Source organism: Microbacterium kribbense (assembly GCF_039537285.1).
Classification (GTDB): Bacteria; Actinomycetota; Actinomycetes; order Actinomycetales; family Microbacteriaceae; genus Microbacterium; species Microbacterium kribbense.
In genome coordinates this window covers 209818-224185 of the sequence record NZ_BAABAF010000001.1, presented here as the reverse complement: position 1 = coordinate 224185, position 14368 = coordinate 209818, and the positions used below count along the sequence as shown (strand labels likewise).

At 70.7% G+C, this 14368-nt stretch carries 11 protein-coding genes; 7 read left to right on the top strand and 4 right to left on the bottom strand.

All coding sequences use genetic code 11. From position 1 onward, the window contains the following. Positions 1–3: 3 nt before the first annotated feature. Positions 4–1260 (bottom strand): MFS transporter, encoded by a 1257-nt coding sequence (locus ABD705_RS00935; protein WP_344779588.1) that lies wholly within the window; start codon positions 1258–1260, stop codon positions 4–6. 61 nt (positions 1261–1321) lie between these two features. Between ABD705_RS00935 and ABD705_RS00930 the strand changes: the two genes are divergently transcribed. From ABD705_RS00930 to mnhG, 7 genes are all read left to right on the top strand, one after another. Further along, positions 1322–2362 (top strand): LacI family DNA-binding transcriptional regulator, encoded by a 1041-nt coding sequence (locus tag ABD705_RS00930; protein WP_344779586.1) that lies wholly within the window; start codon positions 1322–1324, stop codon positions 2360–2362. Positions 2363–2529: 167 nt separating this feature from the next. Further along, a complete protein-coding gene (locus ABD705_RS00925) occupies positions 2530–5460 on the top strand; it encodes a Na+/H+ antiporter subunit A (protein WP_344779584.1) in 2931 nt (976 codons plus the stop codon). Further along, positions 5457–6098, top strand: coding sequence for a Na(+)/H(+) antiporter subunit C (locus ABD705_RS00920; protein ID WP_344779582.1), 642 nt, complete (start codon positions 5457–5459; stop codon positions 6096–6098). Before ABD705_RS00925 ends, ABD705_RS00920 begins: the two co-directional genes overlap by 4 nt. Further along, on the top strand, positions 6095–7663 hold the full coding sequence (locus tag ABD705_RS00915; protein WP_344779580.1) for a Na+/H+ antiporter subunit D: 1569 nt from the start codon (positions 6095–6097) through the stop codon (positions 7661–7663). Before ABD705_RS00920 ends, ABD705_RS00915 begins: the two co-directional genes overlap by 4 nt. Further along, the gene (locus ABD705_RS00910) at positions 7660–8211 is read left to right on the top strand and encodes a Na+/H+ antiporter subunit E (RefSeq protein ID WP_344779578.1); all 552 of its coding nucleotides are present in this window, start codon (positions 7660–7662) and stop codon (positions 8209–8211) included. The genes ABD705_RS00915 and ABD705_RS00910 overlap by 4 nt, the downstream gene beginning before the upstream one ends. Beyond that, positions 8208–8471, top strand: coding sequence for an MrpF/PhaF family protein (locus ABD705_RS00905; RefSeq protein ID WP_344779576.1), 264 nt, complete (start codon positions 8208–8210; stop codon positions 8469–8471). Before ABD705_RS00910 ends, ABD705_RS00905 begins: the two co-directional genes overlap by 4 nt. Beyond that, positions 8468–8878: a monovalent cation/H(+) antiporter subunit G gene (gene mnhG, locus ABD705_RS00900; RefSeq protein ID WP_344779574.1), complete on the top strand. Its 411-nt coding sequence runs from the start codon at positions 8468–8470 to the stop codon at positions 8876–8878. The genes ABD705_RS00905 and mnhG overlap by 4 nt, the downstream gene beginning before the upstream one ends. An 83-nt stretch (positions 8879–8961) precedes the next feature. Here the strand turns inward: mnhG and ABD705_RS00895 are convergent, their stop codons facing one another. The 3 genes from ABD705_RS00895 to argG form a co-directional block, all read right to left on the bottom strand. Continuing rightward, entirely contained in the window at positions 8962–9762 is an 801-nt protein-coding gene (locus ABD705_RS00895; RefSeq protein ID WP_344779572.1) for an aggregation-promoting factor C-terminal-like domain-containing protein, read from the bottom strand. Between the two features lie 399 nt (positions 9763–10161). Further along, a complete protein-coding gene (locus ABD705_RS00890; RefSeq protein WP_344779571.1) occupies positions 10162–12729 on the bottom strand; it encodes a penicillin acylase family protein in 2568 nt (855 codons plus the stop codon). Positions 12730–12871: 142 nt separating this feature from the next. Further along, complete coding sequence (gene argG / locus ABD705_RS00885; protein WP_344779569.1) at positions 12872–14302, bottom strand: argininosuccinate synthase; 1431 nt, start codon at positions 14300–14302, stop codon at positions 12872–12874. Positions 14303–14368 lie beyond the last annotated feature (66 nt).

Genomic DNA, 14368 nt, shown 5'->3' with positions numbered 1-14368 from the left:
CCGTCAGCCGGCCCCGCCCTCCCGCACCGCAGGCTGGCCGGCGCCCACCACCGAGCCGGCGATGGGCTTGGCTGCGCCCGACGCGAAGCCGGACACCACGATCAGCGCGACCAGGATGTACAGCGTGTTCAGCAGGCCGATGTGGTCGCTGATGAAGCCCAGCGCCGGCGGCCCGGCCAGGAACGCCACATACCCGATCGTGGCGGCGGCGCTGACCCGGGCGGCGGCATGCGCGGGATCGTCGGCGGCGGCCGACATCCCGAGCGGGAAGCCGAGCGAGGCGCCCATGCCCCACAGCGCCGCTCCGACGAAGACCAGCGGCAGGTTCGGCGCGAGGATGAACAGCAGCAGCCCCGCGGTGGCCAGCACCGCCAGCATCCGCAGCGCAGCGACCCGGCCGATGCGGTCCACGATCGGGCCGCCGAAGATGCGCACCACGGTCATGCAGATCGAGAAGGTCGCCAGCGCCGCCGCGCCCATCGCCTCGGCCGCGCCGTGACCGTCGACCACGCCCAGCGCCAGCCAGTCGTTCGCGCCCCCCTCGGCGAACGACATGCCCAGCATGATCAGACCGAGGGCATAGGTGCGCGGCTCGCGCCACACCGACAGCGCCGACCGCAGCCGGTCGCGCCAGGCCGCCTTCTGCGCGGCGGCGTCCGGAGCATCCATCGCCGCTTCGCGCACCGGCACGTTCGCGACGCTGACGATCCCGATCACGACGATGATCGCCGCCATGATCGGCAGATGCACCCCGGGCACCATGCCCAGCGCGATGGCCGCCGCGCCCAGGCCGGCGCCGATCACGGTGCCGAAGCTGAAGAACGCGTGGAACAGCGGCAGGATCGTCTTGCCGACCTGCTTCTCGATCGCGGCGCCCTCGACGTTCATGATCACGTCGAGGCAGCCGTTGCCGAAGCCCCACAGCACGAGGCCGACGGTGACTACGAGCCACGAATCGAGGATGTCCGTGCCGATCCCGATGACGGTGATGCCGACGGCGAAGGTGACCATCATCGTCAGCATCGACCGGCGCGCCCCCCAGCGGGCGAGGATCACCGAGCTGGTGGACAGCCCGACGATCGAGGCGATGCCACCGATCAGCAGCATCAGGCCGACGCCGGTGCGGGTGATGCCGAGGGTGTCGCGGATCGCCGGCACGCGTGCCGCCCAGGTGGCGATGCTCAGCCCGCTGGCCAGGAAGATCGCGAAGATCGCGGTGCGCCAGCGCACGAGCTGCGGATGAGCGAGAGCGAGTTCCACCAGGACAGTGTATCGAATCGATTCGGCGAATCGCCAGGCCGAACCGGTAGCATCGGGGAGGATGAACACGCGCAGAGCCACGATCGCCGATGTCGCCCGCCGCGCCGGCGTCGCACCGTCGACGGCGTCGGTCGTCTTCAGCGGCAAGACGCCCAGCTCGGCCGCCACTCGGCAGCGCGTGCTCGACGCGGCCGCCGAGCTCGGCTACACCGGGCCCGACCCGCGCGCCGCCTCGTTGCGCCTGGGCCGCAGCGGCATCGTCGGGGTCGTGTTCGAAGAGCACCTGGGCACGGCGTTCCTCGACCCGGTGAACACCGTGATGATGGACGGCCTCGCCGACGGCGTCAGTCCGCTGGGCGCCGGCCTGCTGCTGCTGCGCGATGACGACAACGAGGGCCGGCTGCCCACGCTGACCTCGGCCCCGCTGGATGCCGCGGTGCTGGTGGGCTGCAGCGGGCGCCTGCGCGACTCGCTGGCCACGGTGCTGCGTCGCGGCATCCCGGTCGTCGTCATCGAAGGGGATGCCGGTGACGGCGTGCCTCAGATCGATCTGGACAACCGCGAGGCGCAGCAGCAGATGGCGCGGCATCTCCGCTCACTCGGGCACGAGCGGGTGGCCACCGTGACGCTGCCCACGGATGCCGCCCGCCTGCGCGGGTTCATCGCCGCGGGTGCGGAGGTCACCGTCGGCGTCACGCGCGACCGGCTCGACGGGCTGCGCGATGTGTATCCGGATGCCGTCGCCTACGCCGCCGCCGCGAGCTCGATCGACGAGGGTCTGGCCGCCGGCCGGGTGCTGCTGGCCGGCGGCGCCGCGCGCCCGACGGCCGTGATCGCGCAGAGCGACCTGCTCGCGGCCGGCGTCATCCGAGCCGCCGAAGAGGCGGGACTGCGGGTGCCGGAAGATCTCAGCGTCACCGGATTCGACGGCATCACGGTGGACGGCCTGGCCCCCTACCGGCTCACCACGATGGCGCAACCGGCCGCGGACAAGGGCCGTGCCGCCGGTCAGGCCGTCGCCGCGATGCTGGGCGGCGAGGCCGCGGCATCCTTCCGCTTCACCTGCACCTTCCGCGCCGGCAACACCACCGGCCCGGCCTGACCGGGCCGGCCCGCCGACCGGGCGGGATCGTAGGATGTCGCCCGCGGCACACCGGATCGCCGCCGGTGCGGTGCGTCCGGGCCGAGATCGTGCGACCTCCGCCCGAGGCCGGAGGGTGCGCAACCGTAGAATTGACCGCAACCCCCGAACCGAGGAGGACCTGCACGATGCTGATCCTCCTCGCCGCGTTCGTGCTGGTCCCGCTGATGCTGCCGCCGCTCGTGCGCGTGTGGGGTTCGCGCGCGTTCTACGTCGCCGCCGCACTGCCGCTGGTCGCCTTCGTGCACGCCGCACTGCAGGCGCCCGCCGTGCTGTCCGGGCAGACTCCGTCTGAGGCATATGCCTGGATTCCGAGCCTGCACCTGAGCATCTCGATGCGCATGGACGTGCTCGGCTGGATCATGGCGCTGATCGTCACCGGCGTGGGCGCCGTGGTGCTGCTGTACTGCCGGTGGTACTTCGCGGGATCGCTGGAGGGCGTCGGACAGTTCGCCGCCGTGCTGCTGGGCTTCGCCGGGGCGATGTACGGGCTCGTGCTGATCGACGACATCGTCGTGCTGGTGATGCTGTGGGAGGTCACCAGCGTCCTCAGCTACCTGCTGATCGGCTTCTACCACCGCCGCGGCGCCAGCCGCCGTGCGGCGCTGCAGGCGCTGCTGGTGACCACGATCGGCGGCCTGGTGATGCTCGTCGGCGTCGTGCTGCTGGTGGTCGCCGCGGGTACCACGAGCCTGTCCGGCATCCTCGCCGACCCGCCCGCCGGACCGGTGGTCGACGCCGCGATCGTGCTCGTGCTGGTGGGGGCGCTGAGCAAATCGGCGATCTTCCCGTTCCACTTCTGGCTGCCCGGTGCGATGGCCGCACCGACCCCGGTCAGCGCCTACCTGCACGCGGCTGCGATGGTCAAAGCCGGCATCTACCTGATCGCGCGGCTGGCCCCGGCCTTCGCGCTGATCGGGCCGTGGCGGCCGATCCTGGTGATCCTGGGCGTGTTCACGATGCTGCTGGGCGGCATCCAGGCGCTGCGCGAGACCGACCTCAAACGCCTGCTCGCCTATGGCACGGTCAGCCAGCTCGGCCTGCTGACCGTGGTGCTCGGCTTCGGCACCCGCGATGCCGCGCTGGCCGGGCTGGCCCTGCTGATCAGCCATGCGCTGTTCAAGTCCTGCCTGTTCCTGATCGTCGGCGTCATCGACCGGCAGCTGTCCACGCGTGACATCCGCGACCTGTCGGGCGTGGGCCGGCAGGCGCCGGTCCTGGCGACGGTCTCGATCGTCGCGGTCTGCTCGATGGCCGGCGTGATCCCGACGATCGGCTTCGCAGCCAAAGAGGGGATGCTGGCCGCGCTGCTGCACGAGAGCTCGATCGGCACGGGCTGGGCCGTGCTGGCTCTGGTCGGCGCGGTCACAGGGTCCGCCTTGACCGTGGCATACGGCATCCGGTTCGTGTGGGGCGCGTTCTGGACGAAGAGGGATGGCGCCGGGGCGGCGCTGCCGGCCACCGACTGGCCGTCTCCGCCGGCCGGGTTCGTCGCGGGCCCGGTGCTGATGGCCGCGCTCACGCTGGCCGGCGGTGCCGTGGTGGGGCTGCTCGACCCGGTGCTGGCCCGCTACGCCGACACCGTACCCGCCGCCGTTGGGACGGCGGTGGCCGCGCACCTGTCGCTGTGGCACGCCTTCGGGCCGGAGCTGTGGATCTCGCTGGGCACGCTGGCCGCCGGTGCGCTGATCTTCTGGACCGCGCGCCGCCTGGCTTGGGACAGCCGGCGCCGCCTGCTGCCGTTCTCCGCTGTGGATGCCTACAACTTAGTGCTGCGCGCCATCGCACGCGCCGCGGTCACCGTCACCGGCGCGACCCAGCGCGGGTCGCTGCCGGTGTATGTCGGCACCGTGTTCGTCGTGCTGGTCGCCGCCGAGGGCACGGCGCTGCTGGCGAGCCCGCAGTGGCGCGCACAGGTGGATGCCTGGCACACGCCGATGCAGGTGCTCGCGGCGCCGCTGATGATCGTGGCCGCCCTGCTGGCGGTGCGCGCACGCAAGCGCTACACCGGCGTCGTGCTGGTGTCGGTCACCGGGCTCGGCATGATCCTGCTGTTCGCCACCAGCGGCGCCCCCGACCTCGCCCTGACCCAGGTGCTCGTCGAGACCGTGACGATGGTCGCCTTCGCCCTGGTGCTGCGGCGGATCCCGTCCCGACTGGGCGAGCATCACGCATCGGTGTGGCCGATCGCCCGCGGCGTGCTGGGTGCGGCCGTCGGCCTGGTGATGGCGGGCGTCGCGATCGTGGCCACCGGCGCCCGGCAGGCGCGGCCGATCTCGGACGAGTTCCCCGAGCTCGCCTACCACCTCGGCCACGGCAGGAACGTCGTGAACGTGGCGCTGGTCGACCTGCGGGGGTGGGACACGATGGGTGAGCTGTCGGTGCTCATCCTCGCCGCCACCGGAGTGGCATCCCTGGTCTTCGTCACGCACCGTGCCGACCTGCTGTCATCGCTGTCGGCGCTGCCGCGCGCCGTCGGGCGCTCGCGCCGGCTGCTGATCGAGACCGACGACGGACTGCAGCGGCAGCGGTCCGGCAACGGCGGGCGCCGCGTCTGGCTGGTCGGCGGCCGGCGGGTGCGCGCCGAGGACCGCTCGATGATGCTCGAGGTGATCGTTCGGATCCTGTTCCACACCATCATCGTGGCGTCGCTGTACATCCTGTTCGCCGGGCACAACCTGGTCGGCGGCGGGTTCGCCGGCGGCCTGGTGGCCGGCATGGCGCTGGTGATGCGCTACATCGCGGGCGGTCGCTATGAGCTCGGCGCCGCCGCGCCGATGGATGCCGGACGGCTGCTGGGCGTCGGCATGATCCTGGCCGTCGCGGCCGCCGTCGTGCCGCTGCTGTTCGGCGCGGCGCCGCTGACCAGCACGGTGTGGGAGGCCGACATCCCGGTGCTCGGCCATCTCGAGCTGGTCTCGTCGACGATCTTCGACGTCGGCGTCTACCTGGTGGTGATCGGGCTGGTGCTGGATGTGCTGCGCAGCCTCGGCGCCGAGGTCGATCGGCAGCTGCATGAGCTGCGCACCGGCGAGCGCGGGGAGGTGGGCACCCGATGAACGTGAGCGGAGTGCTCATCGTGATCATGGCCGTGCTGTTCGCCGGCGGGGTCTACGCGATGCTCGAGCGCAGCCTGACCCGGGTGCTGATCGGCTTTCTGCTGCTGGGCAACGCGGCCAACCTGCTGCTGCTGATCGTGATGGGCCGGCCCGGGATCGCACCGTTCTTCGGCGACGCCGACAAGGGCGAGTTCAGCGATCCGCTGCCGCAGGCGATGACGCTGACCGCCATCGTGATCACCTTCGCGGTCTCGGCGTTCCTGCTCGCGCTGATCTACCGGTCGTGGCAGCTGGGTCAGGCCGACACCGTCGAGGACGACCTCGATGATGTCGCGATGCGCGCCGCCGAGCACCTCGCCGAAGAAGACGCGCTGGACGACGAGGTCGAGGTGGAGACGGCCGACGAGGCGATCTTCTCGGACTTCGTCGACACCGCCACGGCGCCGATCACCGTCATCCACCACCGGGACCTCGCCGCTGTCGTCGACGACGCACCGGTCGACAGGCCGCACCCCCGCAGGCCGGACGCCGGAGAGCGGTCGGGCGGCGCGGAGCGACCGGGCGGCACGGAGCGGCCGGAGGACCCGGACCGCCGCGACGACCCGGCGGGCCCGGACGACGGGGGGAACCGCTCATGAACGCGCTCGTCCCCCTGATCGTGACGCTCCCACTGCTGGGCGCCGCCGTGGCGCTCGTGGCCGGGCGCCGGCGCCGCGTGCAGGTCGCGGCATCCGTCATCACCCTGTCGGCGGTGCTGATCATCGCCGCGATCCTGCTGGTGACGGTGGATGCCTCGGGCGTGCCGCTGGCGGTCTCGGTCGGCGGCTGGCCGGTGCCGTTCGGCATCGTGCTGTACGTGGACCGGCTCGCCGCACTGCTGGTGGGTGTGTCGGCGGTCGTGCTGCTGGCGGTGCTGCTGTTCTCGGTCGGGCAGGGCTCGGCCGACGGTGACGGCGAGACGCCGGTGACGATCTTCCACCCCACGTATCTGATCCTGTCGGCCGGGATCTTCAACGCGTTCATCGCAGGCGACCTGTTCAACCTGTACGTCGGGTTCGAGATCCTGCTGGTCGCCTCGTTCGTCTTGATCACCCTCGGCGGCACCGAGTCGCGCATCCGCACCGGCGTCGTCTACATCGTGGTGTCGCTGGTCTCGTCGGTGATCTTCCTCGCCGCCATCGCGATGATCTACGGGGCGCTGGGCACCGTGAACATGGCGCAGATCGCCGAGCGGATGGATCAGCTGCCGCAGTCCACCCAGCTGGTGCTGCACCTGATGCTGCTGATCGCGTTCGCGATCAAGGCGGCCGTGTTCCCGCTGTCGTTCTGGCTGCCCGACTCGTATCCGACGGCGCCGGCGCCGGTGACCGCGGTGTTCGCGGGCCTTTTGACCAAGGTCGGCGTGTACGCCATGATCCGCACCGAGACGCAGCTGTTCCCCTCCAACGACGTGAACACGCTGCTGCTGATCGTGGGTCTGGCGACCATGATCATCGGCATCCTCGGTGCGATCGCGCAGGCCGAGCTCAAGCGCATCCTCTCGTTCACCCTGGTCAGCCACATCGGCTACATGGTGTTCGGCCTGGCCATCGCGACGCCGGCCGGGTTCGGCGCGGTGGCGTACTACATCGTGCACCACATCGTCGTGCAGACCACCCTGTTCCTCGCGGTCGGGCTGATCGAGCGGCGTGCCGGGTCGACGTCGATCCTGAAGGTGAAGGGCCTGATGCGGGCGGCGCCGCTGCTGGCGGTGCTGTTCTTCATCCCGGCGATCAACCTGGGCGGCCTGCCGCCGTTCTCCGGGTTCATCGGCAAGTACGCGCTGTTCAACGCCGCGGCGGCCGTGGGCACGCCGCTGATGATCGTGCTGATCGCCGGCGGCATCCTCACTTCGCTGCTGACGCTGTATGCGCTGATGCGCGCGTGGAACCTGTCGTTCTGGCGCGAGGAGGAGGACCTGTCGGAGTCCGAGCGTGAGACCGTCGAGCGCTTCGACTACCTGCAGGCGGCGCCGGCGGCGGGCACGGTGACGCAGAAGCGCGTCATTCCGCGGATCATGACCGCCGCCACGGCCGGCATGGTCGCCGTCACGATCGCGCTGACCGTGTTCGCCGGCCCGCTGTACGACCTGTGTGCGCGGATCGGCACCGGCATCTCGGAGCCGGTGCACGTCAGCCAGCTCACCGGCGAGGTGGGCGGATGAACGCGCTGCGATCGGCCTGGCGGCAGCTGCCCTTCTTCGTGTGGCTGATCGCGCTGTGGATGCTGCTGTGGGGCCAGTTCACGGTGCTGGCGCTAGTGACCGGCCTGGTCGTGGCGCTGCTGGTGACTCGCGTGTTCCGGCTGCCGCCGGCCGAGCTGTCCGGCCGGATCAACCTGTGGTGGGGACTGGTCTACGTCGTCACGTTCCTGAGCGCGGTCGTGCTCAGCTCGCTGACGGTCGCGTGGCAGGCGATCGATCTGCGGCGCCAGCCCGGCACGGCGATCATCGCCGTGCAGCTGCGCACCGACGACGACCTGATCATGACGCATGTGGGGGTCACCGCATCCCTCATCCCCGGGTCGCTCGTGGTGCACGCCGATCACGGCAGACGCATCCTGTATCTGCATTTCATCGGCGTGCACACGATGGCCGACGTCGACCGGCAGCGCGCCAGCGTGCTGCGCTGGGAGCGGCGGATCGTGCGCGCCGTGGGCTCGCGCGCGCAGCTGCGGCAAGTGACGGCGGATGCCGCGGGGGGTGCACGATGAGCTGGCTGATCTGGACGATCTACGGCGTCTTCGCCGTCGCCGCGCTGGTGACGCTGTGGCGGATCGTGCGCGGCCCGTCGATCCTGGACCGCGCCGTGGCGGCGGATGTGCTGCTGACCGAGGTGCTGTGCGTCCTCGGCACCGACATGGTGATCGGCCACCACGCCCGCACGCTGCCGGTGCTGCTGATCATCGCCGCCGTGGGTGTGTTCGGCTCGATCGCCATCGCCCGGTTCGTCGCGCGGAAGGATGGCCCGTGAACGCCGTGCTGGATGCGATCGCGCTGGCGCTGGTGCTGGCCGGAGCGCTGCTGTGCCTGACCGCCGCGATCGGCGTGGTGCGGTTTCGGGACGTGCCCACGCGCCTGCATGCGGCGACCAAGCCGCAGGTGCTCGGGCTGCTGCTGATCTGTGTGGCGATCGCGCTGGCGATGCGGTCGTGGCCGGTCACGGCGTTCCTGGTGCCGGTGGTGCTGATCCAGCTGGCGACGGCGCCGCTGTCGGCGCACATGATCGGCCGCCAGGCGTACCGCAACGGGCGCCTCGACCAGGCCTCGATGGTCGTGGACGAGTTGGCCGAGGCCGACTCGCCCGAGCCCCCCGCCGGCGACCCGGGTCGCCACGACGCCCCGGGTGGTTCTGGTGCCCCGCCCCGTCCCGGCGGCTGACGCGGGGGGAGCCCCCGCGGCGCAACACCGTGAATGGCTCGGGTCGGCACCGGCCCGCTCACGCCGCGTGCGACGCCGCCGGGTCAGTACCAGCCGACGGACTGGGAGTGGCCCCACGCACCGCACGGCGTGCCGTAGCGGGCCTTGATGTAGCCCAGGCCCCACGCGACCTGCACCTGAGCGCTGTTCTGCCAGCCGGCGCCCATCTTCGAGCCCGGCAGCGCCTGGGGGATGCCGTAGGCGCCGCTCGGGTTGGCGGCGTGCACGCGCCATCCCGACTCGCGGTTCCACAGCGAGTTGAGGCACGTGAACTGGTCGGCGCCCCAGCCGTACTTGCTCGCCATCAGGCTGCGCGCGTAGGCGCGGGCCGCCGCGGGCGAATTGTCCCCGGAAGACACCGGCACGGCGGTGCCCACCGAGGCGGGCGAGGCTGTACTCTGCCGCGCGGCGACCTTGCGCGCCGCCTCTTTCGCGGCTTTGGCCTCGGCGGCTTTGGCCTCGGCGGCCTTGCGGGCCTGCGACTTGTCGTAGCTGACGACCTGGGCGGCCACGCGCGAGGTGAGCTCACGCAGCTGGTCGATCTGGATCTGTGCCGAGAACGCCGACATGCTCGCCGAGTCCTCGACGAGCGCGATCTGCACCTTCAGGGTGGTGCTGCTCACCTTGCCTTGGGCGAGCTGTGCGGCGCCGCGGGCCACACTGGCGAAGTAGGCGGCGTCATAGTCGACGGAGCGAGGGGCCGGCGCGACGGCGGCGGTGACCTCGGTGGCGGTGGGGGCGGTGGCCCCGGCGCTGGCCGGAACGGCGACGATTCCGAGGGATGCCGCGACAGACGCGGCGACGAGGAGGGACTTCTGCGAGAGGGTGAGGGCGCGAAGGCGCACGGGGCTCCGATGTTCTTGCTCTCCCACCGTGCCAGAGGCCGGTCGTCTCAGGCCGGTCTGGTGTCGGGCCGCACTTCAGCGGATGCGGATCGGATGGGTTGGTCGCCTCGGCGGGCACGTCGCGGCGATCGTCGGCCCCGGATCGGGACTTCGTGTTCGTGACGGCGCGGACCGGCCGGAGCCGGCTGCTGACCCATACGGCCCGCAGGCCGTACCGAGGCATCCGCCGAAACCCTCGGGTGGCTTCGCCGGACCGTGCCACGCTATGCGCGGTTTCTGGACGGTTCATCCGAGAATGCTGACCGCCCGGTGTGTGCGTTCGGTATCGATGGCACAACGATGGCGGGATGCCGGGGGCGGGTGGCGGGCCATCGACGGGGCGCGACCACCCCCGCCGGCTCAGGGCTGCAGCACCAGCGTGTGCGTCGCGGCGGCACGTGCGGCCTTCGCCGAGAATGCCCACGGCAGCGCGCGGACGTGCCGCCAGGCATCCACCTGGTCGTCGTAGTTCGGGTGGAACGCGTGCCCGCTCTCGCCGGTCAGGTTCGTCCACGTCGAGCGGTCGAAGTCCGACAGATCCACGACCATGCGCATCGACGGCACCGTGACGACGCCGAACCCGTCGCCGACGATCCAGCCGGTCGCGTCGACCACGCTCGACCCGCCGCCGACGCCGTACGGGCCGCGGTTGAACAGCCACTCGATCGGCGCGATGCCGGACTGGCCGAATGTGCCGCTGGTCAGGGTCAGGGTGTGGATGCCGGCCCAGGTCCAGTTCTCCGGACGCGAGCCGGCGAGCTTCGCCAGCCGCGCATACGCGTCGGTGGCCGCCTTCACCAGCATGTCGTGGCGGCCGCTCACGCCGATCTGCTCGTTGGTCCACCACGGCGAGTCCGGAGTGTCCAGGAGGGTGTTCACGACCAGGAACATCCGGTCCTGCCCCGTCACCGGAGCGGGATCCGCGCGGCGCGCGAACAGGTCCTGCGTGAGCTCGTCCCACACCGCGTTGGCATAGGCGGCCGCCGCCGAGCCCGGGTCATTGTGGCCGTCCCATTCCTGGAACAGATCGAGCGCGGCCTGGATGTCGGCGTCGTCGACGGTGATGTCGGTGTAGGCGGCGATCAGCTTCTTGCCGATCCAGAACTCGGTGTCGGCCTGGATGTCGCGCATGTCGGCGATCGTCAGCTTGTGCGCAGCCGACTTGCGTGCAATGAGCGCCTCGATGCGCGCCGCGCGCCATCCGTAGTCCCAGTCGTTGGTGAGGAAGTACGGATAATCCGTGCCCACGATGGCATTGTTCGCGGTGACGATGTAGCCGGAATCGGGGTTGTACGAGACGGGGAGCTTGTCGAACGGGATGAAGCCCTTCCAGTCGTAGGCCGAGTCCCAGCCCGGCTGCGGCAGCGAGCCGTCGCCGGCCCCGCGGAGGGGCAGCTTGCCCGGTGCTTGATAGCCGATGTTGCCCTCGACGTCGGCATAGATCAGGTTCTGCGCGGGCACGTCGAACTGGGCGGCCGCAGCACGGAAGTCGGCGAAATCCTGGGCGGAGTCGAGCGTGAAGATCGCCTCGGCGGTGGTGCCCGGTGTCAGTGCCGTCCACTTCAGCGCGACGGCCGTCTCGCCCTCGGGCGCGCCTTGCACGGGCGCGATCTTGCCGCCCGTGCCGGTGTAGGGGTGTGTCGCGATCGCGGCGTAGTCGCCCGCGCTGGAGATGATCGGCCCGTTGTTCGTGGCGCGGATCTCGAGGTCGACGTCCTTGGAGCCTGCGATCTTGATCGTCTCGTGCGAGATCTGCAGCGGCACCAGCTTGCCGTCGCGCCAGTACTCGTCGCCCTGGATCTTCTCCAGGTACAGATCGGTCACGTCGGTGGTCAGGTTCGTGAACCCCCACGCGATGTGCGCGTTGTGCCCGATGATCACACCGGGCACGCCCGAGAAGCCGAACCCGCTGACGTTGAACGGGCACCCGGCCGAGGCGGTGCGGCATTTCAGGGTGATCTGGTGCCAGACGCTGGGCATCGCCGCGCCCAGGTGCGGGTCGTTGGCCAGCAGCGGCATCCCGGACTCGGTGAGCTCACCCGAGACGACCCAGGAGTTCGAACCGATGCCCTCGCCGACGTCGCCGACCAGGGCGCCGGCCGCCTCGATGACGTTGTCGACCGTGGACCAGGTGAGCGATGCCGGTGCCACCGCCGCGGACGCCGTGGCCCGGGGGGCATCCGTGGTCAGCGTCGGCACGATCACCGGGTTCTCGTCGAACGGATACTTCGGGTAGAGCTGGTCGATCTGCTGCGCCGAGTAGTGCGGGGCCAGCATGGCCCGTGAGGTCTCTTCGCCGAGATTGGAGCGCAGGTCCCAGGCCATCGCCTTCAGCCACGCGAGCGAATCGGCGATGGTCCACTTCTCGATCGTGTAGTCGGGGTTCTGTATGCCGAGTACGGCATATTCCAGCGAGACCGCGGCGCCATGATGGTCCTTCAGATAGGCGTTCACGCCGTCGGCGTAGGCCTGGTAATAGCCCTTCGCCTGGTCCGAGAGCAGGTCGACCTCCTGCTCGGCGACGGCGCGCCAGCCGAGTGTGCGCAGGAACGTGTCGGTGCCCAGCTGCGATGCTCCGAACAGCTCCGAGAGCCGCCCGCTGGTCACGTGCCGGCGGAAGTCCATCTCCCAGAACCGGTCCTGCGCATGCACGTAGCCCTGCGCGAAGAACAGGTCGTGGCTGTCGTCGGCCGTGATGGTCGGGATGCCGCGGTCATCGCGCAGCACGGTCACGGCGCTGTGCAGCCCGGTCGCGGTGATCTCGCCATCGCGCTGCGGGAACGAGCGCTGGATCGTGTAGGTGAGCACGCCCGCGGCGATCACCGCGAGCACCAGCAGCCCCGTGAAAACACTGAACGCCGTGACGCCGATCGTGTGGCCGATCGATCGTCTGCGGGTCGTGTGGGGCGCGGTCGGATTCTTCGGCATTGAAGCTCTTTCGGTGCTGCGAGGGCGCGCGGTCGGGTCGCGCGCCTGTCCTGGCATCGTATCGTCACCGGCGGGAGGGCCGGGATGCCCTGTCCGCCCGCGGGCCGTCGCCGGGGCGCTCGTGCGGCCGCGCGTCCTCGCGTCAGTCGGTGCCGGCGTCGAAGGCCGCGCCCTCGACGGCCGTGTTGACGGCGGCGGCCGCCTGCTGCGTCTCGGCGCTCGTCTCGGTGATCCCGTCTGCCGCGCCCTGCTCGAGCTGGCCCACCAGGTCGCGGGTCGCCCCGCCGATCAGGCCCAGGCTGGCGTACTGCTCGAGCCGGCCGCGCGAGTCGGCGATGTCGAGGTTGCGCATCGTGAGCTGGCCGATCCGGTCGACCGGGCCGAACGCGGCGTCGCCGACGCGCTCCATCGACAGCTTCTCGGGCGCATAGGACAGGTTCGGCGCGGTGGTGTCCAGGATCGTGTAGTCCTCGCCGCGGCGCAGCCGCAGCGTCACGCTGCCGGTGATCGCCTTCCCGACCCACTTCTGGATCGACTCGCGCAGCATGAGCGACTGCGGCTCGAGCCAGCGGCCTTCGTACATCAGCCGGCCCAGGCGCCGGCCCTGTTCGTGATAGGTGGCCAGGGTGTCTTCGTTGAGGATGCCGTTGATCAGGCGCTCGTACGCGATGAAAAGCAGCGCCATGCCCGGCGCCTCATAAATGCCGCGCGACTTGGCCTCGATGATGCGGTTCTCGATCTGGTCGCTCATGCCCAGGCCGTGCCGGCCGCCGATGCGGTTGGCCTCCAGCACCAGCTCGACCGGATCGCTGAAGTCGACGCCGTTCAACGCCACCGGGCGTCCTTCGGCGAAATCGATCGTCACATCCTCGGTCTCGATCGGCACGGCCGGGTCCCAGAACCGCACGCCCATGATCGGGTCGACCGTCTCCAGCGAGACATCCAGGTGCTCGAGCGTCTTCGCCTCGTGCGTGGCGCCCCAGATGTTGGCGTCGGTCGAGTAGGCCTTCTCGGCCGAGTCGCGGTAGGGGAAGCCGTGCGCCACCAGCCACGCCGACATCTCGGCGCGGCCCCCGAGCTCCGACACGAAATCGGCATCCAGCCAGGGCTTGTAGATGCGCAGCGCGGGGTTCGCGAGCAGGCCATAGCGGTAGAACCGCTCGATGTCGTTGCCCTTGTAGGTGGACCCGTCGCCCCAGATGTCGACGCCGTCCTCCTTCATGGCGCGCACCAGCAGCGTGCCGGTCACGGCCCGCCCGATCGGCGTCGTGTTGAAGTAGGTGCGGCCGGCGGAGCGGATGTGGAAGGCGCCGCACGCCAGCGCGCCCAGGCCCTCTTCGACCAGCGCGCGCTTGCAGTCCACGATGCGCGCGAGCTCGGCGCCGTACTCCAGGGCGCGGCCGGGGATCGCGTCGATGTCGTCCTCGTCGGGCTGGCCGAGATCGCCGGTGTAGGTGCACGGCACGGCGCCGGCCTCACGCATCCAGGCGACCGCGACCGAGGTGTCAAGACCACCGGAGAAGGCGATGCCGACGCGCTCGCCGACGGGGAGGGACTGCAGGACCTTCGACATGCGCTCAAGTCTACTGAGAGCGGATGCCCCGCCCCGGCTTCGGCCGCGGCCGCGGTCCGGTGGGTC

What these genes read in the sequence shown, in the direction of transcription:
- ABD705_RS00930 (WP_344779586.1), top strand. Translation starts at nt 1,322, where the DNA reads ATGAACACGCGCAGAGCCACGATCGCCGATGTCGCCCGCCGCGCCGGC.
- ABD705_RS00925 (WP_344779584.1), top strand. Translation starts at nt 2,530, where the DNA reads ATGCTGATCCTCCTCGCCGCGTTCGTGCTGGTCCCGCTGATGCTGCCG.
- ABD705_RS00920 (WP_344779582.1), top strand. Translation starts at nt 5,457, where the DNA reads ATGAACGTGAGCGGAGTGCTCATCGTGATCATGGCCGTGCTGTTCGCC.
- ABD705_RS00915 (WP_344779580.1), top strand. Translation starts at nt 6,095, where the DNA reads ATGAACGCGCTCGTCCCCCTGATCGTGACGCTCCCACTGCTGGGCGCC.
- ABD705_RS00910 (WP_344779578.1), top strand. Translation starts at nt 7,660, where the DNA reads ATGAACGCGCTGCGATCGGCCTGGCGGCAGCTGCCCTTCTTCGTGTGG.
- ABD705_RS00905 (WP_344779576.1), top strand. Translation starts at nt 8,208, where the DNA reads ATGAGCTGGCTGATCTGGACGATCTACGGCGTCTTCGCCGTCGCCGCG.
- ABD705_RS00890 (WP_344779571.1), bottom strand. Translation starts at nt 12,729, where the DNA reads ATGCCGAAGAATCCGACCGCGCCCCACACGACCCGCAGACGATCGATC.
- argG (WP_344779569.1), bottom strand. Translation starts at nt 14,302, where the DNA reads ATGTCGAAGGTCCTGCAGTCCCTCCCCGTCGGCGAGCGCGTCGGCATC.